14 protein-coding genes are annotated in these 21,861 nt (G+C 70.6%); 7 read left to right on the plus strand and 7 right to left on the minus strand.

Annotation, left to right across the window (positions count from 1 at the left end):
- Positions 1–107: 107 nt before the first annotated feature.
- Positions 108–3,374 (plus strand): Dauer Up-regulated, encoded by a 3,267-nt coding sequence (locus SYV04_RS06610; protein ID WP_321544767.1) that lies wholly within the window; start codon positions 108–110, stop codon positions 3,372–3,374.
- 98 nt (positions 3,375–3,472) lie between these two features.
- Here the strand turns inward: SYV04_RS06610 and SYV04_RS06615 are convergent, their stop codons facing one another.
- The 3 genes from SYV04_RS06615 to SYV04_RS06625 all read right to left on the minus strand — a co-directional run bounded on the left by SYV04_RS06615 (position 3,473) and on the right by SYV04_RS06625 (position 6,002).
- A complete protein-coding gene (locus tag SYV04_RS06615) occupies positions 3,473–3,895 on the minus strand; it encodes a hypothetical protein (protein ID WP_321544768.1) in 423 nt (140 codons plus the stop codon).
- Positions 3,896–3,987: 92 nt separating this feature from the next.
- Positions 3,988–4,836 (minus strand): RNA polymerase sigma-70 factor, encoded by an 849-nt coding sequence (locus tag SYV04_RS06620; RefSeq protein ID WP_321544769.1) that lies wholly within the window; start codon positions 4,834–4,836, stop codon positions 3,988–3,990.
- Positions 4,833–6,002 carry an NAD(P)/FAD-dependent oxidoreductase gene (locus SYV04_RS06625; RefSeq protein ID WP_321544770.1) on the minus strand — a complete coding sequence of 390 codons (1,170 nt, stop codon included), beginning with the start codon at positions 6,000–6,002 and terminating at the stop codon, positions 4,833–4,835. The genes SYV04_RS06620 and SYV04_RS06625 overlap by 4 nt, the downstream gene beginning before the upstream one ends.
- Before the next feature lie 254 nt (positions 6,003–6,256).
- Here SYV04_RS06625 and SYV04_RS06630 point away from each other — a divergent pair, with 254 nt between their 5' ends.
- Positions 6,257–6,685, plus strand: coding sequence for an AgmX/PglI C-terminal domain-containing protein (locus tag SYV04_RS06630; protein ID WP_321544771.1), 429 nt, complete (start codon positions 6,257–6,259; stop codon positions 6,683–6,685).
- 9 nt (positions 6,686–6,694) lie between these two features.
- On the opposite strand, the gene SYV04_RS06635 is transcribed toward SYV04_RS06630, so the two are convergent.
- On the minus strand, positions 6,695–10,345 hold the full coding sequence (locus SYV04_RS06635) for a two-component regulator propeller domain-containing protein (protein ID WP_321544772.1): 3,651 nt from the start codon (positions 10,343–10,345) through the stop codon (positions 6,695–6,697).
- A 137-nt stretch (positions 10,346–10,482) separates the two neighbouring features.
- Between SYV04_RS06635 and SYV04_RS06640 the strand changes: the two genes are divergently transcribed.
- Positions 10,483–11,034: a hypothetical protein gene (locus tag SYV04_RS06640; protein ID WP_321544773.1), complete on the plus strand. Its 552-nt coding sequence runs from the start codon at positions 10,483–10,485 to the stop codon at positions 11,032–11,034.
- Between the two features lie 15 nt (positions 11,035–11,049).
- Here SYV04_RS06640 and SYV04_RS06645 read toward each other — a convergent pair whose 3' ends face one another.
- Both SYV04_RS06645 and SYV04_RS06650 read right to left on the minus strand, forming a co-directional pair.
- Entirely contained in the window at positions 11,050–12,444 is a 1,395-nt protein-coding gene (locus SYV04_RS06645) for a hypothetical protein (RefSeq protein WP_321544774.1), read from the minus strand.
- A 4-nt stretch (positions 12,445–12,448) separates the two neighbouring features.
- A complete protein-coding gene (locus tag SYV04_RS06650) occupies positions 12,449–13,774 on the minus strand; it encodes an SPFH domain-containing protein (RefSeq protein WP_321544775.1) in 1,326 nt (441 codons plus the stop codon).
- Between the two features lie 1,033 nt (positions 13,775–14,807).
- Here SYV04_RS06650 and SYV04_RS06655 point away from each other — a divergent pair.
- A complete protein-coding gene (locus SYV04_RS06655; protein WP_321544776.1) occupies positions 14,808–15,110 on the plus strand; it encodes a hypothetical protein in 303 nt (100 codons plus the stop codon).
- Between the two features lie 29 nt (positions 15,111–15,139).
- Here SYV04_RS06655 and SYV04_RS06660 read toward each other — a convergent pair whose 3' ends face one another.
- On the minus strand, positions 15,140–18,694 hold the full coding sequence (locus tag SYV04_RS06660) for a serine/threonine-protein kinase (RefSeq protein ID WP_321544777.1): 3,555 nt from the start codon (positions 18,692–18,694) through the stop codon (positions 15,140–15,142).
- Positions 18,695–18,950: 256 nt separating this feature from the next.
- Here SYV04_RS06660 and SYV04_RS06665 point away from each other — a divergent pair, with 256 nt between their 5' ends.
- Genes SYV04_RS06665 through SYV04_RS06675 form a run of 3 tightly spaced genes read left to right on the plus strand, consistent with a single transcriptional unit; the run spans position 18,951 to position 21,861 of the window.
- The gene (locus SYV04_RS06665) at positions 18,951–19,241 is read left to right on the plus strand and encodes an acyl carrier protein (RefSeq protein ID WP_321544778.1); all 291 of its coding nucleotides are present in this window, start codon (positions 18,951–18,953) and stop codon (positions 19,239–19,241) included.
- Positions 19,238–20,188: an SAM-dependent methyltransferase gene (locus SYV04_RS06670; protein WP_321544779.1), complete on the plus strand. Its 951-nt coding sequence runs from the start codon at positions 19,238–19,240 to the stop codon at positions 20,186–20,188. Before SYV04_RS06665 ends, SYV04_RS06670 begins: the two co-directional genes overlap by 4 nt.
- Positions 20,185–21,861 (plus strand): AMP-binding protein, encoded by a 1,677-nt coding sequence (locus SYV04_RS06675; protein WP_321544780.1) that lies wholly within the window; start codon positions 20,185–20,187, stop codon positions 21,859–21,861. Before SYV04_RS06670 ends, SYV04_RS06675 begins: the two co-directional genes overlap by 4 nt.

The following is a 21,861-nucleotide window of genomic DNA, read 5'->3' on the forward strand; positions in this document are numbered from 1 at the left end:
TCTCCCGGGAAAAAAAGGCGCTGAGGGCGTAAGCTCTCGCGCAACTGATCCGTGGGGGGCGCGGACAATCTCCAGGAGCCCCTTTTCCATTCGACCGGAGATGTCCCATGTCCCGCCCCGTTGATTCTGGCGATGCCGCCGCCGCCCGCGCCGCCGCTGAAGCCGCCGCTCGCGCCGCCGCCGAGGCCGCGCGCCGCGCCGCCGAGGCCGAAGCCCGCCGCGCCGCCGCCGAGGCCGCGCGCCAGGAGGCCGCGAAGAACAAGGCCGGCACCAAGTCGACCAAGCCCGAGAAGCCGGTCGCCGCGCGGGACGAGTTCACCGCCTCCACCACCAACACCACCCGCCCCAACCAGGTGAACCTCGAGGGCACCCCGGCCAACACGGAGACCACGCCCCAGGCCGGCCAGCTCCCGCAGAACCCGGACGAGCTGCCCAAGCTCTTCCCCGAGCTGAAGGACAAGTCCAAGGAGGACCTGAAGAAGACGTACGACTCGATGAAGAAGCTGGTCGAAGGCAGCTTCTCCGAGAAGGCCGCCGCCCTGGGCGAGCTGTCCGAGCAGTTCCCGGACACCACCAAGAACGTGCTCGACAAGCTGGGCGTGAAGGACAACAAGCTGGCGCAGCTGGCCACCAACTCCGAGGCGCTCAAGGCGCTGGGCGAGCTGACCAGCAGCGAGTCCTCCACCGTCGACAAGGCCAAGGCCGCGATGGAGCTGGCCAGCGCCGCCGGGGAAATCTTCAAGCCCGAGGAGCTCAAGGGCGTCCTCAACACCGTGCTCAACGGCCTGCCCGCCGGCGCCAAGCTGGCCGAGGCCATCAGCGCCTTCACCGACCCCGAGAAGTCCGGCGCCGAGAAGGCAGAGGCCACGCTGGCCCTGGCCGAGTCCCTCAAGGACTTCGCCGGCAAGCAGTTCCCCGAGCTGGCCAACGACTTGCGCAAGCTGGATGGCACCTTCCGGGCCGCCAGCGCCGCCATCACCCTGCTCAACCCGGACGCCTCGGTGAAGGACAAGGCCGTGGCCCTGGCGCAGCTCGTCGCCGAGGCGCCGGACATCAAGAAGGACCTCGCGGCCTTCACCGAGGCGCTCAAGAAGCGCGGCGTGAAGAACGCCGAGGAGATCGCCACCCAGGCCGGCGTCGAGACGGCGGTGAAGGGGCTCGCCCCGGAGCTGGCCAGCAAGCTCACCCCCGAGCAGCTCAAGGGCCTGGAGGAGCTGGCCACCAAGGTCGGCCCCGACGAGCTGGAGAAGGTGCTGGGCGGCATCAAGGACCCCAAGGCGCTCGAGGCCCTCACCGGCCAGCTGACCAAGCTGGACGCGGCCTCCGGCAAGCGCCTGCTGTCGGCGCTGGGCGACATGGAGCACGGCGCGCTGGCCAAGACGCTCACCGACCCGAAGACGGTCGAGCAGCTGAGCACGCTGGCCACCAAGCTGGATGACGAGGCCATGGGCCACGTCGCCAAGCTGGCCAAGGACATGGATGCGGACATGCTCCGCACCTTCCTGAAGTTCACCGACGGGGTGGACGCCGACCTGCTCAAGACGGGCATCAAGGGCATTGGCCCCGCGCTCACCGAGGGCGGCGGCAAGCTGGTGGGCCAGACGCTCAAGGTGTTGGACGACGTCCTCGGCAAGATGGGCATCAAGGCCGGCAAGGAGGTCGCCGAGAAGGTCTTCAAGAACCTGGCGAAGATCATCCCGTTCGCCGGCGCGGTGCCGGGCCTCATCGACGCGGCCAAGTACGGCAAGGAGGCCGCCGAGCTCCGCGACAAGAACAAGGACCTGGGCTTCTTCGCGCTGCTGGGCGCCAACCTGAACGGCGCCGACGCGGTGGTGGGCACCGTGCTGAGCGCCACGGGCGTGGGCGCGGCCGTGGACCTGGGCGTGGGCGCGCTGTTCGGCGTGGCCGAGCTGGCGCTGGACCTGGCCTTCGACGCGGAGAAGGAGAAGTTCGAGAAGGATCCGCAGAACTACCAGGCCCCCGACTGGATGAAGGCCGTGAACCTCGCGGGCGCGGCCCTCATGGGTCCGTCGGGCGCGGTGCAGCTGGCCGGCTACTACGGCCCCGAGGGCGCCGCCGAGCTGGCCCAGTGGGGCATCGAGAAGGGCGCCAAGGGCGCGGTGGACCTGGCCAAGAACATCGGCATCTCCGCCGCGGACGCCACGGGGGACCAGCTCAAGACGACCGCAGCGTTCATCCGCCAGATGGCCGACGTGGTGCGCAACCCCTCCAAGTACGGCGAGGCCGCCGTGAACGCGGCGCGCGATGCGTTCAACACCGCGCTGGAGACGGGCGGGGCCATCGCCGAGGAGGCCAAGAAGGTCCTCACCGGCGTCATCGACGAGGCCAAGAAGCTGGGCGAGAAGGGCCTGGAGACGCTCAAGTTCATCGCCCAGAACCCGGGCGAGGCCGCCAAGCTGGCCGTTGACGGCATCAAGAGCATGGTCGAGAACGGCGCCGAGCTGCTGAAGGCCGGCGGCGAGGCGGTGCTCAAGAAGGCCGTGGAGACGCTCGACACCCTGAAGAAGGGCTGGGAGAGCCTCACCGGCGCCGCCAAGGAGAAGGCCAAGGAGCTCATCGACGGCGCCAAGAACGCCATCGGCTCGGCCATCAACAAGGCCAAGGAGCTGGGCGAGAAGGGCCTGCAGACGCTCATGTGGGCGGCGCAGAACCCGGGCGAGGTGGCCGACATGGCCAAGAAGGCGCTCACGGACATCATGGCCGCGGGCGGCGAGCTGGCGCAGAAGACGTGGCAGGGCATCCAGAACCTGGGCACCAAGGGCCTGGAGCTGGCCGAGGCCACCATCAAGGGCCTCAAGGACCTGGGCGGCAAGGCGGTGGACACGCTCAAGTACATCGCCGAGAACCCGGGCCAGGCGGCCGCGCAGGTGCGCGACTGGGTGGGCCAGACGCTCTCGGACATGGTCCGCAAGGGTGGCGAGGCCGCCAAGCAGGCCGCCACCGCCATCAAGGACTTCGTGGACCGCCGCGTGGACTGGGCCAAGAAGTTCGCCACCGACCTGCTCAAGGACGGCGTGCAGGCGTTCAAGGACGTGGCCAAGGCCTGGGCGGAGAACCTCAGCGAGGGTGGCAAGGAGATCCTCTCGGCGCTCAAGGACCTGGGCGATGCCGGAGTGGACGCGCTCAAGGACCTGGCCAGCGCCGGCGGCAAGCTGGCGGAGACGGCGGTGGGCTACCTGAACGACCTGGCCAAGATGGGCATCGACGCCGCCAAGGGCGCGCTCGAGGGCCTGGCCGCGCTGGGCGGCGAGGTGGGCCGCCTCGCGGGCGATGCCTTCAACGCGGTGAAGAACGCCACCAACGGAGAGATCGACATCGGCGGCTGGAAGGTGGACGTGAACCCGTTCTGGTGATGACCGGCACGGCGTCCGCGCCGGGGCGGTAGGCGGTTGAAGGCCCACCGCCCCGGATTCACGAGAGGCTCCCGCGCCAGTGGGGGCCTCTTGCCGTTTCAGAAGTCGACGGCGGCGGCAGTGCCCTTGAGCGGGATGACTTCATACGTCTGCAGCTGGGTGCTGACGGGCAGGCGCGGCGGCAGTCGGCTGCGCGTATAGATGGCCTGGGTGCTGATGGGGATTTCGGCCCGGTTGAAGATGATGGCCCGGGGGATGATGACGGTGAACAGGAGCGCGCCCGCGTCCGCGTCCGGCTCGAGGGTGATGGTCACCAGGGTGCCCACCTCCGTCTCCTCCTGGCGAATTTCATCTCCGCTGGCGCTCACCTCGCGCTGCCGGTCCTTGTATTGCAGCAGTGGCTTGCCCGAGAAGCTGCTCGCCGAGAAGTTCACCGTGATGTGCCGGTTGCGGAGGTCGAAAAGGTTGGGCCGAATGCCCCGCTGAATCTCGGGTTCGGCCGGTGCGATCGCTGGATCCATTGAATTGATGTCCTCGTCTCTGTCGGTAACGCGGAGCCAGGACGGCCCCGCGATTTGCAGAGGAGGAGTGGGGGCCCGCCGGTTGTGACGGGCTACACCCGGACGAGCTTGTCCGGGTTGAGCACCGAGCGGATGGCGTGGATGCGCTCGCCATCCGTCTCGAAGGTGATGACGTTGAGGACCACGCCCTGCAGCCGCAGCACCAGCGCGGGCCAGCCGTTGACCTCGATGATCTCCGGCACGACGCCGTGCGCCGCCTTCTTCGCTCCCCCGATGTAGAGGCGAGCCACGGAGTCCGCACCCCGGACGGGCCGGGTGGCCGCGCCCCTCGCCTTGCCGCCCCCATCCGACCAGACCGTCACGTCCTCGGCGAGCAGGTGCTTGAGGCTCTCCAGGTCTCCGCTCACGCAGGCCGAGAGAAAGCCCAGGACCAGCCGCTCATGGGCCTGCTTGGAGGGTGCGAAGCGGGGCCGCCGCGCCTGGATGTGCTCCCGGGCCCGGTGGAGGCTCTGCCGACAGGCCGCCTCCTCCTTGCCCACCATGCGCGCCACCTCCGCGTGGCTGTAGCCGAACACCTCGTGCAGCAGGTACACGGCGCGCTCCACCGGCGACAGGCTCTCCAGCAGCACCAGGAACGCCAGGGAGATGGTCTCCGGGTCCACCCCCGCGTCCGTTTGTACGGGCTCGGGCAGCCACGGGCCGGGGTACACCTCGCGCGTGGCCCGCGCGCTCTTGAGGTGGTCCAGGCACAGCCGCGTCACCACCGTGGACAGGAACGCCCGCTCCGAGCGCACCTCGTCTCGGGGAGTAGCCTGCCAGCGCAGCCAGGCCTCCTGGACGATGTCCTCCGCCTCGGCGGCCGAGCCGAGCATGCGGTAGGCGATTGCCTGCAAGGTCGGCCTGTGCGCCTCGAACGCTTCTTCCATGACGGGCGTCATCATGCCGCTCGGGCTCCCTGAAGCGAACCCCCGACCGCGAGCGCCCGCCCCGTCTTCCGCCAGCGGTACAGCGGCCACCCCGCGCGCTCGGCTCCGAGCGCCGCGACCGTGCCCCAGCAGACCGCCTCCTTGAGCCACGCGGCGAAGCGGCCCGTGAACACCCATTTCGCGGGAGCGCCGTCCTGGCGCATGACTTGGATGAGGCCGTCGCGGCGCCCGAGGCTGATGCAAAAGCCCGCATCCAGGTAGTCGAAGGGCTCCTCGGGCTGGCCCCTCGCGGCGCGCGCGAGGCTCTCGGCGACGTGGACGCCCATCGGCAGCGCGGTCTTGCAGCCCATCAGCATGGCGGAGGGCGGCTCCACGGGAGCGCCCACATCGCCGACCGCGTAGATGTACACGTTGCCCAGCGAGCGCAGGAACGGATCCACCAGCAGTTGCCCGCGCGTGTTCACCGGCAGCCCGGAGCGGCGCACCACCTCCGGAGCGACGAAGCCCCCCGCCCACAGGCAGGCGTCGAACGGGACGGTGCGATCCTGGAGCTCGACGGCGCCCGCTTGGAGGCTCCGCACCCGGCCCTGCTCCAGGGTGACGCCAAGCCGGCCCAGGGCCGCGCGCAGGTGGGCGCGCCCCGCCTCCGAGAAGCCCTCGCCCGGCTCGCCCGAGGACAGCAGCGTCACCTGGAGCCCCGGGTGCGCCTCCGCCAGCTCGCTGGCGCCCTCGATTCCCGTCAGCCCACCGCCGATGACGACGAGCCGTCCCCCGCGCGCGGCGATGGCCGGCAGGCGCGCGGCCAGCTCGGCCGAGGAGGTGGGGTCCAGCGTGGAGGCATGCTCCCGGATGCCCGGCACCGCGTCCACGTCCACCCGCGAGCCCAGCGCCACCACCAGCCGGTCATAGGGCAACCGCTCCCCGCCGACGTGGACCTCTCCGCGAGAATCAATGTCCGTGATGGAGCCGATCTTCAGCGTGACTCCGGTCCCAGCCACCATGGCCGACAGCTCACGCGAGACCCGTTTCTTCCCGGCCGCCTCCTCGTGCAGCCGGATGCGCTCCACGAACCGAGGGCTCGCGCTCACGAGCGTGACCGAGACCCGGCCCTTCGCCCTCCGCGCCAGCCGAAGCGCACACGAGAGCCCTGCATAACCTCCACCCAGAATGACGACGCGCATGGTGTGTCTCTCCTTTTTCGCGCGGGAGACGACTCAGCGCTCACAGGCGTGACAGCGTCGCGAAGTCACGACAGAACCCCTGTGGATTCGCGGAGTTAAGTGGGAGCGGAGCACGCGCAACGTGGCTGTCTCTGCCGGATTTTCATCAAATGGCGGCCCCCCCGCAGGCCAATTGACCGAAGGCCGAATGCGATACTGCGCCAGCCGCACACGGCGCACCGGAAGTCCCCCCCTCACTCGAGAAAGGACCGACCATGCTCACACGCAAGCAGCCCTCCCCTGGTGTCTTCCCACGCTCCCTCAGGCTCTGGCACGCGGGCGGACGTACCCTGGGCCTGTTGCTGTTGGGCATGGCGGGCACGGCGTTGGCGCAGGAGCCGGCCCCCGCGAAGCCCGCGGCCCTGCCCGAGCGGCTCACGAGCGCGGACATCATGTCCAGCGTCAAGCTCCACAAGCCGGAGATCGTCTCGTGTGTGAACGCCCAGAAGGCCCGTGAGCCCGAGGCCAAGGGCAAGCTGGTGATGCGCTGGAGCATCCAGCCGGATGGGAAGACGGCGGAGATCTCCTGCGTCTCCGGGTGTTCGCCGCAGCTGGCGGGCTGTCTGACGGAGCAGATCCAGACCTGGACCTTCCCCGCCCATCAGGTGCAGGGCGCGCCCATCGACTTCCCCTTCACCTTCTGAGCGGTCCCCTCACGCGGCGCGGCCCGAGCTTCCCTCCCGGGCCTGCGTCACCCAGCCGCGCACCTGCTCGCGCAGCTTGTCCGGCTCGAAGGGCTTCTCCACCCGCGCATTGAGCACCCGCTCCAGGAAGGTCCGCGCCACCGGCGTGTAGGCCCCGCCGGTGATGAACACCATGCGCTGGGCCCGCGCTGGCGCCGCCGCCGCCAGCTGCGCGTGCAGCTCCATGCCCGTCATCTCCGGCATCATGAGGTCACAGAGGATGACGTCGTAGTCCCCCGCCGGGGACGTGAGCATCTCCAGCGCCCGCCGCGAGCTCACCACCACCTCCACGTCGTGCTCGCGCGCCAGGGTCCGCCGCACCGCCGCGCTCACCAGCGGATCGTCGTCCACCACCAGCAGCCGGCCTCGCACCGGCGCTCCCGCCTCGGCCGGAGCGGCCTGGGGCTTGCGCACCACGGAGACGCTGGAGGCGGGCAGCACCACCCGAACCACCGTGCCCCGCCCCACCTCGCTGTCCACTTCGATCTTCCCGCTCATCGACGTGACGAAGGCCTGGCACAGCGCCAGCCCCAGCCCCGTGCCCACCCCCACCGGCTTGGTGGTGAAGAACGGATCGAAGATGCGCCCCAGCACCTCGGGGGAGATGCCGCTGCCGGTGTCCCGCACCTCCGCCACCACCTGCCCCGCGCCGCCGCGCTTGAGCACCAGCCGCACCTCGTTCTGCTCGGGCCGGCCCTCCGGCAGCGCCTGGGCCGCGTTGATGATGAGGTTGAGGAACACCTGCGCCAGCCGCGCCTCGTTGCCCTGCGCCAGCGGCACGTCCACCGCGTAGTCGCGCACCAGCTGGGCCCGCGGCCGCAGCTCTCCGGCCGCCATCTTCGCCGCCGAGTCCAGCACCACCCGCAGGTCCACCGGCCCCGAGGTGTCATCGTCCTGGCGCGAGAACGTCTTCAGGTCGCGCACGATGCGGCGCACCCGGTCGGCCCCCATCAGCGCCTCGCGCAGCACCTGCTGCATCTCCCGCAGCCGCGCGCGGGAGGACTCGGAGCCCTCCTCCAGGCGCTCCATCGCCACCGCCTCCTCGCAGGCGTGCTCCAGGTTGGAGACGATATAGGAGAGCGGGTTGTTGATTTCATGGCCCACGCCCGCCGCCAGCGTGCCCACCGCCGCCATCTTCCCCGCCTGGACGAGCTGCGCCTGGGCCGCGCGCAGCTCGCGCAGGTGCGCGTCCAGCTCGTGGTTGGCGCGCGCCAGCTCCTGGGTGCGCTCCTGCACCCGCGACTGCAGCCAGCGCTCGCGCTGCTTGAGCCGGCCCACGCGCCACGCGTAGCCGCTCGCCGCCACCCCGCACACCGCCAGCCCGCTCAGCACGTAGAACCACCACGTCTGGTAGAACCACGGCCGCAGCGTCACCTCCACCAGCGCCGGGGGCTCCACCCACCGGCCCTCCCGGTCGAGCGTCGTCACCTCGAAGTGGTAGTGGCCCGGCGGCAGGCGCGTGTACGTGGCCGCGCGCCGGCCCTCGGCCTCCACCCAGCCGCTGTCGTAGCCCTCCAGTCGGTAGCGGAAGGACAGCCGCTCGCCCCCCCGGGGCGCGAAGGCGGTGAAGCGCACCTCCAGGTCCTCCTGGCCCGGCGCCAGCTCCAGCGCATGGGTCATTGGCACCGGCTGCCCCTGCACCCGCAGCTCCTCGATGTGGAGCTGGGGCGGACGGGAGTTCAGCCGCGCGTCCTTCGGATCCACCCCCACCACGCCGCGCACGCTGGAGAACCACATCCTCCCGTCCCGCGCGAGCCACCCGGCTGGCTGCGGCCCGCCGTTGCACTCGCTGATCCGCATCCCGTCCCGGTCGTCGAAGAAGCTCGCGCGCACCCGCGCGCGCCGCCCGTCCGCCACCTCCTCCAGCTCGCGCCGGCTCACCCGGGCCACCCCCTTGTTGCTGCTCATCCAGAAGTGGTCCTCCGCGTCCAGCAAGAGGGTGAAGATGCTGTTCTCGGGCAGCCCCTGCTTGAGGGTGATGCTCACCACGCGGCCGTCCTTCAGGCGCGAGAGGCCGGCGGTGGTGCCCACCCAGAGCGTGCCGTTCGCGTCCGCGTGCAGGCTCATCACCGCGTCGCCCGCCAGCCCGTCCTTCGTGGTGAAGCGGGTGAAGGTGCCCTGGGCGAAGCGGACCACCCCCGCGTGCGTGCCGTACCAGACCGTCCCCGAGTTCTCCACGAGCATGGGCATGATGGTCTCGGGGACGAAGCCGTGCTCCTTGCCGTACAGGGTGACCCGCCCGTCGCGCAGCAAGGCCAGCCCCGACAGGGTCGAGAGCCACATGCCGCCGCTCGCGTCCGCCGCCATCCCCATCACCAGGCCCGGAGGCATTCCCTGTGAGGTGCCCAGGCGGGCGAAGCGCTGGCCGTCATAGCGGAAGGCACCCGAGCCCGTGGACGCCCAGAGCGCGCCATCGGGGCCCTCGGCCAGGGAGTAGATCGTCTCGTCGTCCAGCCCGTGCTCCGGCCCCATCCGGGTGACGACGCCACCCTGGATGCGCTCCAGCCCCCGCCTCAGGGCGCCCACCCACTGCGTGCCGTCGCGCGTCTCCAGCACGAAGCTGGTGCTGCCCAGCGTGGAGCCCTCGGGCTCTCCGATGGAGAAGAAGGGGCCCGTGCTCAGGCGGGAGATGCCATCGTGGTCGGTGCCGACCCACAGGCTCCCCTCCCGGTCCTCTAACAGGCTGTGGATGCGGTCCGTCGCGAGGTGCGCCAGGGCCACCGGCGCGAAGCCGGTCGGGGTGCGCCGCAGCAGCCCGAGCTCGGTGGCCACCCACAGGGTCCCGTCACGGTCCTCGAGCAGCGTCGTCACCGGCTGGCGCGGCACGCCTTGCGCGGGCCCGTAGGAGGTGAACTGGCCCTCGCGCAGCGACACCAACCCCACGTCCGTGCCAATCCACAGCGTGCCATCCCGCGTCTCCAGCAGGCTCTCCACCAGGGGGCTCTCGCCGAGAGGCAAGACGAGGGCCTCCACCGTGTCCCCGGACACGCGCGCCAGCCCCTGGACGGTGCCCACCCAGATTCCCTCCTCGCCACTCCGGGCGAGCGCCCGCACGTGGTTGTCCGGCAGCCCATCCTGCGCATTGAAGCGCCGCCGGGTGCCCTGGCCCGCCACGGGGATGCGCTCCAGGCCCCGGTTCGAGGCGACCCACACCTGCTTGCCGTCCGCCAGCAGCTGGAGAATCCCGGCGTGCGCCAGCTCCCCCGCGTCCGGAAGCGGCCGGAGCTGGCCCTGCTCGTGGCGGAAGAGGCCTCGGGCGGTGCCCACCCAGAGCGTGCCCTCCGCGTCCTCCACCAGCGCCGAGACGGTGTTCACCTCCATCTCCGGCGAGGTCCTCCGGTCGAAGGTGGTGAAGCGCGCCCCATCGAAGCGGACCAGCCCCTCGTAGGTGCCGATCCACAAGTAGCCCTCGGACGTCTGCGCCAGGGCGAGCCCCGAGTTCTGCGGCAGCCCGTTCTCGCTGCGCCAGTTGTCATGGCTGTACTGAGAGATGCGCCGGGCTGGCTCCAACGCCAGGCCGGGCGCGCCCACCCCCAGCAGCACCACCCACCAGAGCCCCAGCAGCGCGCTCCGCTCGGGCCTTCTTCTCCGTGTCCCCATGGAGGGCACAGTGTCCAGCAAGGCGGCCCACCTCCGCAAAAGCGTCGGGGCAAGACAGGCTCGCCTGCCAGGCTATTCCCCACGCGCGGCCCGGGGTGCGCGGGACCCAGGCCAGGCCAGTTGGTCTAGACTCCAAGCTTCTCGGAGGAACACGGCATATGAGCGACACCGCTCCCATCTCCCAAGGGCGGACGACGCTCATTGGCTTCTCGACGCCGCGGAGCTTCAACCCCGTCTCGGCCATCGTCCGGCGCTTCACCGCCAGCGAATGCAGCCACTGCTTCTTCCTGTACTGGGATGACGACTTCCAGTGCGACATGGTGCTCGAGTCGCACGAGCTCGGCTTCCGCCTCATCACCTGGCCGCGCTTCGTGCGCAAGAACCGCATCATCGCCCTGGTGGAGCCCTCCCACCCGCTGGACCCGGGCTTCCTGCGGCTGGGGGAGTGGGTGGGCAGCGCCTATGACTTCGGCGGGCTGGTGGGCCAGTCCGTCGTCCAGGTGGGGCGGTGGATGCAGCGCAAGTGGCGCAACCCCTTCCGCTCCTCGCGCTCCATGTTCTGCAGCGAGTCCATCGCCCGCTGCATGACGTGGTCCGGCCACCCGGACGCCAAGAGCTTCACGCCCAAGGAGACGACGCCGCAGGACCTGCTCACCTTCTACCGGCAGCCGGGCCGGGCCACGCTGCTGGACATCCAGCGCTGGGACTAGCGGGGGAGGTGGCGCTCAGCGCAGGGCCACGGTGCCGCCACGCCACTCGGCGGAGCTCCAGCGCTGGAAGGTGCCCGAGTCCTGCGGCCGCTCGGCGCTCACCTCGGGCAGCAGCGTCTCCCGCTTGAGCACCTGGAAGAGGGGTTTGACCCGGCCCTCCACCAGGGCCTCGCGCGCCACCAGCAGGCGCGAGCCGTCCGGGGTGTAGCCCGCGAGCTCCACGTAGCCCAGGTTCGGCTCGGTGGCGGCGGGCGACAGCACGTCCTGCTTCCACCCGTCGCTCTCCCGGTGGAACACCCACAGCTCGGTCCACCCCTCCAGGAGCTGCACCGCCACGGAGACGACGGTGCCCTGGGGCGAGCGGCGAATCGACGCCGGCCACACCAGCCCATAGGTGCATTGCTCGCGCAGCAAGTCCTTGGCTTCCTTCAGGCGCACGCACGTCTCCCCCGGCTTGCCCGGGCTCAGCTCGAGGAAGGCGCCGGAGGAGGGCTTCTCCGGGACGGGCTCCGAGGCCCAGCGCGAGGCGCCCACCCGCACCGCGGCGGCCGCGTAGGCGGAGCGGTCCTCGTCGGCCAGCTCCGTCCTCAGCACCCGCGCCAGCTCTCGCACGGAGCGCTCGCTGGCCTCGGCGCCCTTTCGCGCCTCACCCCGGCGGGACCACTGGTAGGCCAGCGTCGCGTACACCTCGGCGCGGCGCAGGTGCAGGCGGTTGGAGAGCCACGTGGGGAGCTGGCTGGTGTCCACCTGCTCCAGCACCGAGGCGCGCCACGCGTTGAGGGCCTGTCGCTCCACGGGCCCGAGCGCCGGGTCCACGCAATCCGGCCGCGTGAGCGCGAGCGCCGCCCGGAGCCGGGCCTGGGCCGTGCCTCCCAGCGCCAGCACCCGGCGGAACGCCTCTCCGTCGTAGCAGAGCCGGGTGCGGTCCTCCTGTTCGATGCTGGTGAACTTCACCCCGTAGCTGGAGGCCACCTCGAGGTGCCCTCCCAGCGTCTCATCCAACGAGCGGCGCACGGAGGCCCTCCGGGCGAGCCGCTCCGCGAAGGTGCCCATGGCGTCGAAGAGCTCCGGGCCCACCTGCGAGGCGGGCGCCGCGCGCAGCAGCGCCGCCGTGTAGCCGATGCCGAGCGCCTCCGCGCCCGGCGTGTCCTTGAGGAACCCCACCACCGCCTGGAGCTGGGGCACGCTCGCCTCGTCCAGGGTGTAGACGCGCACCTGGTGCTCGCGCACGTAGCCGGGCCGCTCGCGGCGGTGGTCGTACACCTGGAGGAAGCCCTGGCGCTCCCCCCGGACCTCGAGCCACTCGCCCTGAAACAGCACGGCCTGCTTGGTGGCGGTCTCCTGCGCCGTGGCGCGCAGGGGCGTCTGGTCCTGGACCACGAGGGCAACGGTCAGAAGCGTGGCGAGCATGGGGCTACTCCTCCTGGTACTCCGAGCCCTCGGACTGGCTCGGCTCCGCGCGGGCGGACAGGTCGCTCTGCGATTTCGGTGCCGCGCCGCTCGCGTACCCGGTGGAGGTGGGCTGCCCCAGCAGGTTGCCGGCGATGAAGCCGCCCGCCTGCGGAGGGGCGATGATGACCTGGATCTTGTCCGACAGCTTGTCGGCCAGGGTCTTCTGGATGAGCAGCGGGTTGCGGCTGATGAGGTCCGCGTCCCGGGCGAGCTGCTCGGAGGCGGCCTTGCCCGTCACCTCCACGCGGTAGGCGTCGGCCTCGGCCAGCTTGCGGCGAGCGACCGACTCGCCCTCGGCTTCGATTTGACGGGCCTCGGACTCGGCGGTGGCGTGGGTGAGCCGGGACACCTTGGCGGCCTCGGCCTCCAGGCGGCGCTGTTCGATCTCCTTCTCCTTGAAGGGGAGGATGTGGCGCATGGCCTCGGCCTTGGCCTTGGCGGCGATGACCTCCTCGTTGCCGGCGGCCTCGGCGGCCTTCTCGCGGCGGACCTTGTCGGCCTCCGCGTCCAGCTCGGACTCCTTGACGCGCTTGTCCTTGAGCTCCAACGTGTAGCGCATCTTCTCGGCGTTCAGGCCCTCGGCCAGCAGGGACTCCAAGCCAGCGCGGTACTGCGAGGGCAGGTCCACGTTGCCCAGGGTGACCGAGCGCAGGATGACGCCGTCAGCGGCCATCAGGGGGGCGATCTCCTCGGTGATGGCCTTCTGGATCTGCATCCGGTGGGTGGAGAAGATCTCCCGGACGGTGTGCTGGGCAAAGTGGCGGCGCATCACCCCATCGATGACGGGCTCGATGATTTCGCGGCCCACGTCCTCGGGCATCGAGGAGGCCAGGGTGGCGACGCGCGCCGGGTCCAGGGCGTAGCGGACGGAGATTTCGACGCCGAGGGACAGGCCCTCCACGGACTGGAAGGGGGCAGGGCCGTTGGCCTGGGTGCTGCGGTCCGGGCGGAAGATCTGGTCCTTGAGGCTATAGAGGTGGAGCCGGTGGACGTGGGGCACCAGCAGGGCCCAGCCCTCGCGCAGCTCGGTGGGGTTGCCAGAGAGGAGGTTGACCCGGATGCCCACCTGCCCCGGCTCGACCATGCAGACGGGGGGGCTGGATGCGGCCAGGGCGACGAGCCCGACCGTGGTCAGCCCGACGGCGACCCGGCGCCCTCGGGGCGTGTAGATGAACCACCGCGCCTTGCTGACCACGGAGCCGGCCGCCGCCCGGGTCAGGAAAACGCTCTGCCTCAGCACTTCGCTCAGCTTCTTCGGCACTTCACTCAGCTTCTCTTTGACGTTCATGGATTGCCCTCTCCCGCGTGAGCAGGGCAATGCAGGACTGATACCCACCGCGTGGGCGGAGATCGGCGAAGGTGCGGCGCTCGGCGCGAACATGGAGTGCGCGCATGCACGTGGCCGCATGGCCTCAGACGGTGTGGCTCCCGCGCCCCACGACTCTCGCGGGTGCGTCCGGGAACACACAGACCGCCAGGCACGTGAGCCCGTCCACGCAGCTCGGCCTGTTAGCCTGTGCTTGCCACGAACGGGGGGCATTCATGCGCTGGATGACTGCTTGGATCGGGGCCCTGGCCCTGGTCGGAGGCCTGGGGTGTCCTCACGCCTTCGGCCGAAGAGGCACCATCGAGCGCGCCATGCATAAGGACGTGCAGGAGTTGCTCAAGTCCGGGAAATGCACGGAGGCAGAGATCAAGCTCTACTGCGGAGAGGACCCAACCAGTGAGGAGTGCCTCGAGCTATGCGGGTAACCCGGCACGCATTCCTGGCGACGCTGACCGGGCTGCTTCTGCCTGTGCCCCTCGTATGGGCTCTCTCGAATCTCATGTTCCAGCGCCCAGCGGAACAGGTGCAGGAGGACTCGCGATTCAGTCCAATGCTCGGCTTCGAGGAGCGCCTGAGCCTCCAGAGCTACCACCGAGAATGTACGAAGCGAGCCGACTGTGAGCCTCCCTTGGGGTGCCTCGCCAACATTCGCGCGCGGAAGCACTACTGCAGCGACAGCGATTGCGTCACGGATGCCCAGTGCCCGGAGGGTTTCACCTGCCGTCCCCTTCCGACCCTCGGGGGAGGTCCTCTGGTCCGCTTCTGCATCCCTCCAGGAGTGCGCAAGGAAGGGGAAACCTGCATCAGCATTCCCTCTGGCCAGGACTCTGCTTGTGCGCCGGGCCTGCTCTGCGCCCAAGGCTGGTGTGGGCGTCCCTGCCGGTTGGACGACTCCGCGAGCTGCCCGACGGGCTCCTACTGCGCGGACGTCATCCCGGGCCCGGCATGCCGCCCGAGCTGTGAAGGGCAGACCTGCCCCGAGGGCCAGCAATGCATGCGGGACACCCATGGCGCCTCCACCTGCGCTCAGGTCTACGGCCCCGATTGTCAGCGCACCCCCTGCCCTGACGGACGCAAGTGCCTCGCCTTGTTCATCGCCAAGCCCCAGGCCAAGGTATGGACCCAGTGCTTCCCGGAGTGCGGCAAGGACCGTCCCCCTTGCGCGAAGGGGCTCGTGTGCGACCGGGCCTCGTGCCTCAAGCCGTGTGAACCCGACAGCCCCGACGTATGCGCGCCGGGCTACCGGTGCCTGCGCCTCAACGAGCAGCAGCCGTGGCTGTGCCGCCCCGACATGTGAGCGCCCAGGGCTCCTGAGCCCTCAGGGACTCACTGCTCGACGGTGTCGGGCGGCGGGGCGGCGGCGCGCACCACCGTCTCCGCGTTGAAGTCCTCCTGCACCACCGGGCGCGAGTTGGACGACGACAGGCGCGTGCTCGCCTTGCGCCAGTACTGCCTCGGCGCCAGCGGCTCCGTGAGCGCCGTCTCCGCCACCCGGGGCCAGAAGTCACACTCCAGCAGCCCCAGCCGCTTCACCAGCACCTGCCGCTCCTCGTAGAGCCGCGCCGCGCCGGCCGCATCCCCCAGCTCCTCCAACGCCTCCGCGTAACGCTGGAGCGTGGGAATCTGGTTGCTCACGTTGTCCACCGCCCGAAGCCGCTGCAGCGCCTCGTCCCCCTTCGCCCGCACCTCCTCCATCGGCCCGCCCGCCAACGCCTTCAGGTGCGCCAGCCCGATGAGGCACAGCGGCCCGGCCTGCTCGTCCGTCACCCCCGCGTTGGCCAGCTCCAGCCCCTTCTCGTAGGAGGCCTTCGCCTCCTCCACCCGCCCGGCCACGAACTCCACATCCCCCAGGTAGGCGTACGCCAGCGACATGCCATAGGAGGAGCCCTGCTGCTTCGCCAACCCCAGCGCATGCTGCAGCAGGTGCCGCGCCCGGTTCAGCCGGCCAATGTGGAACTGGTGCCGGCCCGCGTAGAAGTTGCCCATGCACACGTACAGCCCGGTAATCCCGTGCGCCTCGGTGAAGGCCAGCAGATCCGCGCTGCGCTGCACCCCTTCATCCCAGTGGAACTCCGCCTCGGCGATGGTGGCGTAATAGAAGGTGGAGGCCGCCATGCGCACCGGGTTGCCCAGCCGCAGCGCCAGCCGAGCCGCCGTGGCCGCGTGCTCCCGCGCCCGCTTGTACTCCCCGGTGTACGCCAGCGCGAGCGCGAGGATGCCCTCCGAGTGCGCCTGCTCCACCGTCTCGCCCGCCTCCGCCGACAGGTCCGTCGCCTCGGTGAGCATCGGAATGGACGGCCCGAACCGCCCCGAGCCGCTCAGCGCCCGGCCCAGGATGCTCGAGGGCGCGTACATATAATGACGCAGCGAGGGCTCGGTGGCCGCATCCAGGCACTGCTCGCTGTACTCCATCGCCTTGGGGAAGTTGCCCTGCGCGTAGTACGCCCGCGCCCACGCGCTGTTGAGCGCCAGCCGCTGCTCCGGAGTGGGCTCCGCCAACAGCCCCTGGCCGAACTCCAGGTGCTTGAGCATCTCCACCGCGCTGCCCAACAAGCACCCGATGCGCACCAGCCCGTAGAGCGACTTCACCAGCATGTCGTCGCGCTCGCTCGAGGCCGGCTGCGCCCCAAGCACCGTGAACGCCTTGCGCAGGTGCTGGCTGGCCCCGATGGGGTCCAGCAGCTTGTCGGCCTCCAGCCCTGCCTCCAGGTACGCGGCGGCCGCGCGCAGCGGCTCTCCCGCCTGCTCCCAGTGGTAGGCCAGCGTGCCCGGAGGCGCCCCCCGCTTCAGCAGCCGCTCGCCGATGCGGCGGTGGATGTCCGGCAGGTTCGCCAGGCGCCCGTCCGTCGCCAGCCGCTCGCGGAGGATGTCATGGGCGAAGGTACACCGGTCACCGGTGGTGACACACAGCCGCTGCTCCTCCGCCGCGGTGATGGCGGCCCGCACCTCGCGCGGGGTGAACAACCCCAGCCCCTCCAGGTCCGTGGGCCGGAAGCGCCGGTCGATGCGGGCGGCCACGCGCAGCACGCGCAGCACGCGCTCCTCCAGCCGCTCCAGGGCGCGCGCCACCACCGTGGTAACGGAGTCCGGAGGCTGGTACTCGCCCCGCAGCCGCTCGGAGATGCGGATGCGGCCATCCGCCTCCTGGGACAGGTAGCCGCCCAGCTGCAGGTCCCGAATGATTTGCGAGCTCACCAGCGGGTTGCCGCTGGCCAGGAAGGGCACCGACTGCAGCAGGGAGCGCACCACGGTGGGCGCCGCCCCTCCGGCCAGCGTCGCCAGCAGCCGATCATTCTCCTCGGCCTCCAGGGCGCTCAGGGTGACCATCTGCAGCGCGTTGCTGGGCGACAGGCGCGGCGGAGGCCGGGTGGTACACAGCAGCAGCACCCCCGGCGGAGGGTTGGCGGTGAGCCGGGTGAGCACCGCCAGGGTGCCCTCGTCCGCCCAATGCACGTCCTCCAGCACCAGCACCAGGGGCCGGGCCGCGCCAATGGCCGTCAGCAGGAAGGTGAGCGCCTTGCCCACCCGCTCGGCGCCCATGCCCTGGACGATGACGCCCTCGCTGCCGCGCTCGGCGCCGTCCGGCAGCAGCCGGCTGAGCTCGGGCACCAGCCGCCGCAGCTCGTGGGCCTCACCCGCCAGCGCCTGGCCCGCGAGGCTGCGCACGCGGTGGCCGGGCTCGCTGCGGATGCCCATCAGCAGCTCCACCATCTGCCCCAGCGCCTCGCGCAGCGGCGAGTACGGCACCAGCTCTCCGAGCTGGCGGCAGCGCCCATAGCCCACCAGCGCCCGTGCGGAGATGTCCGACTGGAGCAGCACCTCGGAGACGAGGCGGCTCTTGCCCATGCCGGCCTCGCCCACCAGCATCAGCGCGCGGCCCTGCCGGTCGGCCACCGCGTCCACCGCCTCGCGCACCAGCGCCATCTCCCGCGCGCGCCCCACGAAGGGCACGTCGTCGGGCACCAGCTCGGACACCACCGAGGGCACCACGCCATCGCCCGTGTTGCCGTGCAACAGGTCGAAGTAGAGCCCCTTGAGCCGGGTGGCCAGCCGCCCCGCCCCGCCGAAGCGCTGGGCCGGATCCGGATCCAACAGCGAGCGCACCATGGCCGCCACCGGCGCGGGCACCAGGGGCGCCGTCTCCTCCATCGGCGTCATCTTCCCCGAGCGCTTGAGCGAGCCCAGCGCCGCGTACGAGGCGTTGCCCGGGAAGGGCAGCACGCACGAGAGCATCTCGTAGAGCAGCGTGCCCACCGCGTACAGGTCCACCTTCTCGGACAGCCGGTCCACCGCGCCGAAGAAGCACTCGGGCGCCATGTACGCCAGCGTGCCGGCGATGGGGCCGCCCTCGTGCGTCTTGAAGCCGCTGGAGAGTCGGGCCAGGCCGAAATCCAGCACCTTCACCTTCGGCTCCACCGGATCGGTGATGATGATGTTGGCCGGCTTGAGGTCCAGGTGCAGGACGTTCGACTCGTGGCAGTAGGCCAGCGCCTCGGCGATGCGGCGCGTGAGCTGCAGCGCCTCGAGCACCTCCAGCGGGCCCTTCTCCTGGAGGTACTGGCCCAGCACCACCCCGTTGACCAGCTCCATCACCAGGTACAGCCGCCCATCGTCCAGGAAACCGTAGCCGAGCACCTCCACCAGCGCGGGGTGCTTGAGCCGGGTGAGGGCTTCGATTTCGTTCTGCTGCCAGACGAGCTGCTGCGCGGTGATGGACTTGGCGGAGTGCTTGCTGACCTTGATGGCCACCTGGCGCTGGTCCGGGTCTCTCGCGTGATACACCACGCCGAAGCCGCCGGAGCTCAGGACGCTGTCGATGACATACTCCCCCACCATCGTCCCCGGGGGGAGTGAGCCGATGTTGGTAGAAGGAGAGGTCATCGTCCCGCGTTCCGAGAAACTCCAAGCATGCCAGCTTGTGAGGCCGACGTTAACGGCTGAAGCTGGACGAACTGAAGGATGGATCCAAAAGATCCAACCCGAGACGTCTCATATCCCAGGGGCCCTCCTCCGTCATTGTCAGTGTACGCCTGCCGGCCTAACGTCCAAGCTTCCAACCGGCACGAAGCCCTCCGGGCCAGGGCGCCGCGCGCCACCTGTCTCTGGGGGACGTGACCCTCAGACCAGGAGATCGCAAGTGGCAGACTCCATCCCCCCGCTCGAGGAGATCGGCAGGGAGGTACGGGCCATCATCGCGGGGGCCCTCAAGCGTCCGCTGGAGCAGGTTCCCCTCACCGCCCGGCTGGAGAACGGGCTGGGCATCGACTCCCTGGCGATGATCGAGATCAACATCGCCCTGGAGGAGCGCTTCCGCTTCGCCATGCCGGACATGACTTCGCCGGCCGAGGCCAACCTGAACACCGTGGAGGACCTGGCGCGCTTCGTGGCCCAGCAGCTCTCCCAGCAGAAGGGGAAGGTGGCGGTATGACGGCGATCGACCTGGGGCTGCGGCACCCGGACGAGAAGGTCGCCGCCCAGCGCACCCCCGAGGAGCAGCGGGTACACGAGGCCCGGGAGGTAGCGCAGCACTACGAGCACAATCCCGACATCTTCAGCCTGGTGCTGGACAAGCGCCTGGCCTACGCCACGGGGGTGTTCCTCTCGCCCGAGGAGGACCTGGAGACGGCGCAGGAGCGCAAATACGCCCGGGTGGCCGCCAAGCTGAACATCCAGCCGGGAGAGAAGGTGCTGGATGTGGGCTGTGGCTGGGGCAGCCTGCTCTTGTACCTGGCGCAGCACACGAAGGGCGAGTTCCACGGCATCACCCTGAGCAGCAAGCAGCGCGAGGTGGCGCTGCAGCGGGCCAAGGACTGGGGCGTGGCGGACCGCGTGCGGGTGGACCTCACGCACGTGGAGAAGCTCGACCCCGCCCCCGAGAGCTACGACGTGCTGCTCTTCTCCGGCAGCATCGTCCACATGCACAACCGGGAGGCCATCCACCAGCTGGTGGGGCGCACGCTCAAGCCCGGCGGGCGGCTGTTCATCTCCGACTGCTACTTCCCGGAGCAGGTGCGCGGCGACCGCGACAGCAGCGCCACGCGCTACATCTTCGTGACGGCGCTGGGCTACTGCCGGCTGCTGAGCCTCTCGGAGGAGCTGGGCCTCATCGAGCGGGCGGGCCTGGACCTGCTGCACGTGGAGGACCTGACGAGTTCCTACGTGCAGACGCTGGGGCATTGGATCGACAACGTGCGCAAGAACCGCGAGCGAATCGAGGCGATGGCTCCGGGCTTCGCCAAGGTGCTGCAGGGCTACATGACGGTGGCGAAGCTGTCGTTCGCCCGGCGCACGGCGCTGGAGTACATGATCCTCGCCACCAAGGGAGCGCCCAAGGTCCACGTGGCGGGCTGGCCCATCCCCGGGAACGCGAAGTGAGCGGCGGGCCCCGGACGCTGGCGGGGTTGCTGAAGGCCCGCTCCCAGACGCAGGGGGAGCGGCTCGCCGTCCGCTACAAGGAGGGAGAGGAGTGGCTCTCCCGCACCTGGGGCGAGACGTGGGCGGAGGCCCGAGCGGTGGCCGCGGCGCTCCACGCCCGCGGCGTGCGCCCAGGGGATGGGGTGCTGCTGCTCATCCCCGAGGTGCGCCCGGCCGTGAGCACGCTGTTCGGCGTGTGGGCGCTGGGCGCGGTGCCCAGCATCCTCGGGGTGCCCTACCGGCTCTCGGACCTGGACGCGTACCTGGAGCAGCTCCGGGGCACGGCGCGCAAGCTGGACGCGAAGGCGCTGGTGCTCTCGAGCATGCTGGCGGGCATGGCCGGCGAGGGCTCGGGCAATGGGGTGTCCCTCATCGTCGCCGACTCGCTGGTGGAGGAGGGCCGGGCGCTGCCGTTCCAGCCCGAGCCGGACGCGGCGCCGGGCCCGTGCCTCGTCCAGCTCACCAGCGGCAGCACGAGCCAGCCGCGCGGCGTGGTGCTCTCCCATGAGAAGGTGATGCTGCACATGGAGAGCATGAGCCGGGCCCTGCCCTCGCCCGCGCATGCGATGGCGGTGTCCTGGCTGCCGCTGCACCATGACATGGGGCTGTTGGGCGGGCTGCTGTTCCCGTTCTTCAACAACTTCCCGGCGCACATGCTCTCGCCGCTCGACTTCCGCCAGCGGCCCTTCGCCTGGCTGGAGACGATGAGCCAGTTCAAGGGCACCATCTGCGCGGCGCCCCCTTCCGCCTATGCCATCTGCCTGGGGCTGGCCAACCGCGCGAAGGAGGCGGGGCTGGACCTGAGCGCGTGGGAGGTGGCGATGATTGGCGCCGAGCCCATCTCGCCGGACCTCTTGCGCCGCTTCTCGGACAAGTTCGCGCCGTGCGGCTTCCGGGCCGAGTCCTTCTTCCCGGTGTACGGGCTGGCCGAGGCCACGGTGGCGGTGACGTTCCCGCCGAAGCTCGCGCCCACGGTGGTGGACCGGGTGGACCGGGCCACGCTGGAGCGCGAGGGCCGCGCGGTGCCATGCGCCGAGGGGCCGGGCGCGCTGGAGCTGACGGGCGTGGGCCGCCCCATCCCGCATACAGAGGTGCGGCTGGTGGATGAGCAGGACCAGCCCGTGCCGGAGCGGACGCAGGGAGAAATCCTGGTGCGCGCGGCGACGCTGATGGACGGCTACTACCGCGAGCCGGAGCTGACCGCCTCCGCCGTTCAGGAGGGCTGGCTGCGCACCGGAGACCTCGGCTACCAGGCGGACGGGACGTACTTCATCACCGGCCGCAAGAAGGAGCTGATCATCAAGGGCGGCCACAACCTCATCCCCTCCATCCTCGAGGAGCTGGCCTCGGAGGTGGAAGGCGTGCGGGCCGGGTGCGTGGCGGCGGTGGGGGTGCGCTCCGAGCAGCGGCAGACGGAGATGGCGTACGTGCTGGCGGAGACGAAGCTCGAGGCCGAGGCCCAGAGCAAGCTGGGCGAGCGCATCCGCGAGCGGCTGCGGGCCCACGGCATCGCCATCGACCACGTGCTGCTGGTGGCGCCGGGCACGCTGCCGAAGACGACGAGCGGCAAAATCAAACGCCGCGCCATCTCCGAGGCCATCGCCGCCGGGCAGCTCCCCGGCACGCTGGCCTGA

The organism is Hyalangium ruber, assembly GCF_034259325.1.
Lineage (GTDB): Bacteria > Myxococcota > Myxococcia > Myxococcales > Myxococcaceae > Hyalangium_A > Hyalangium_A rubrum.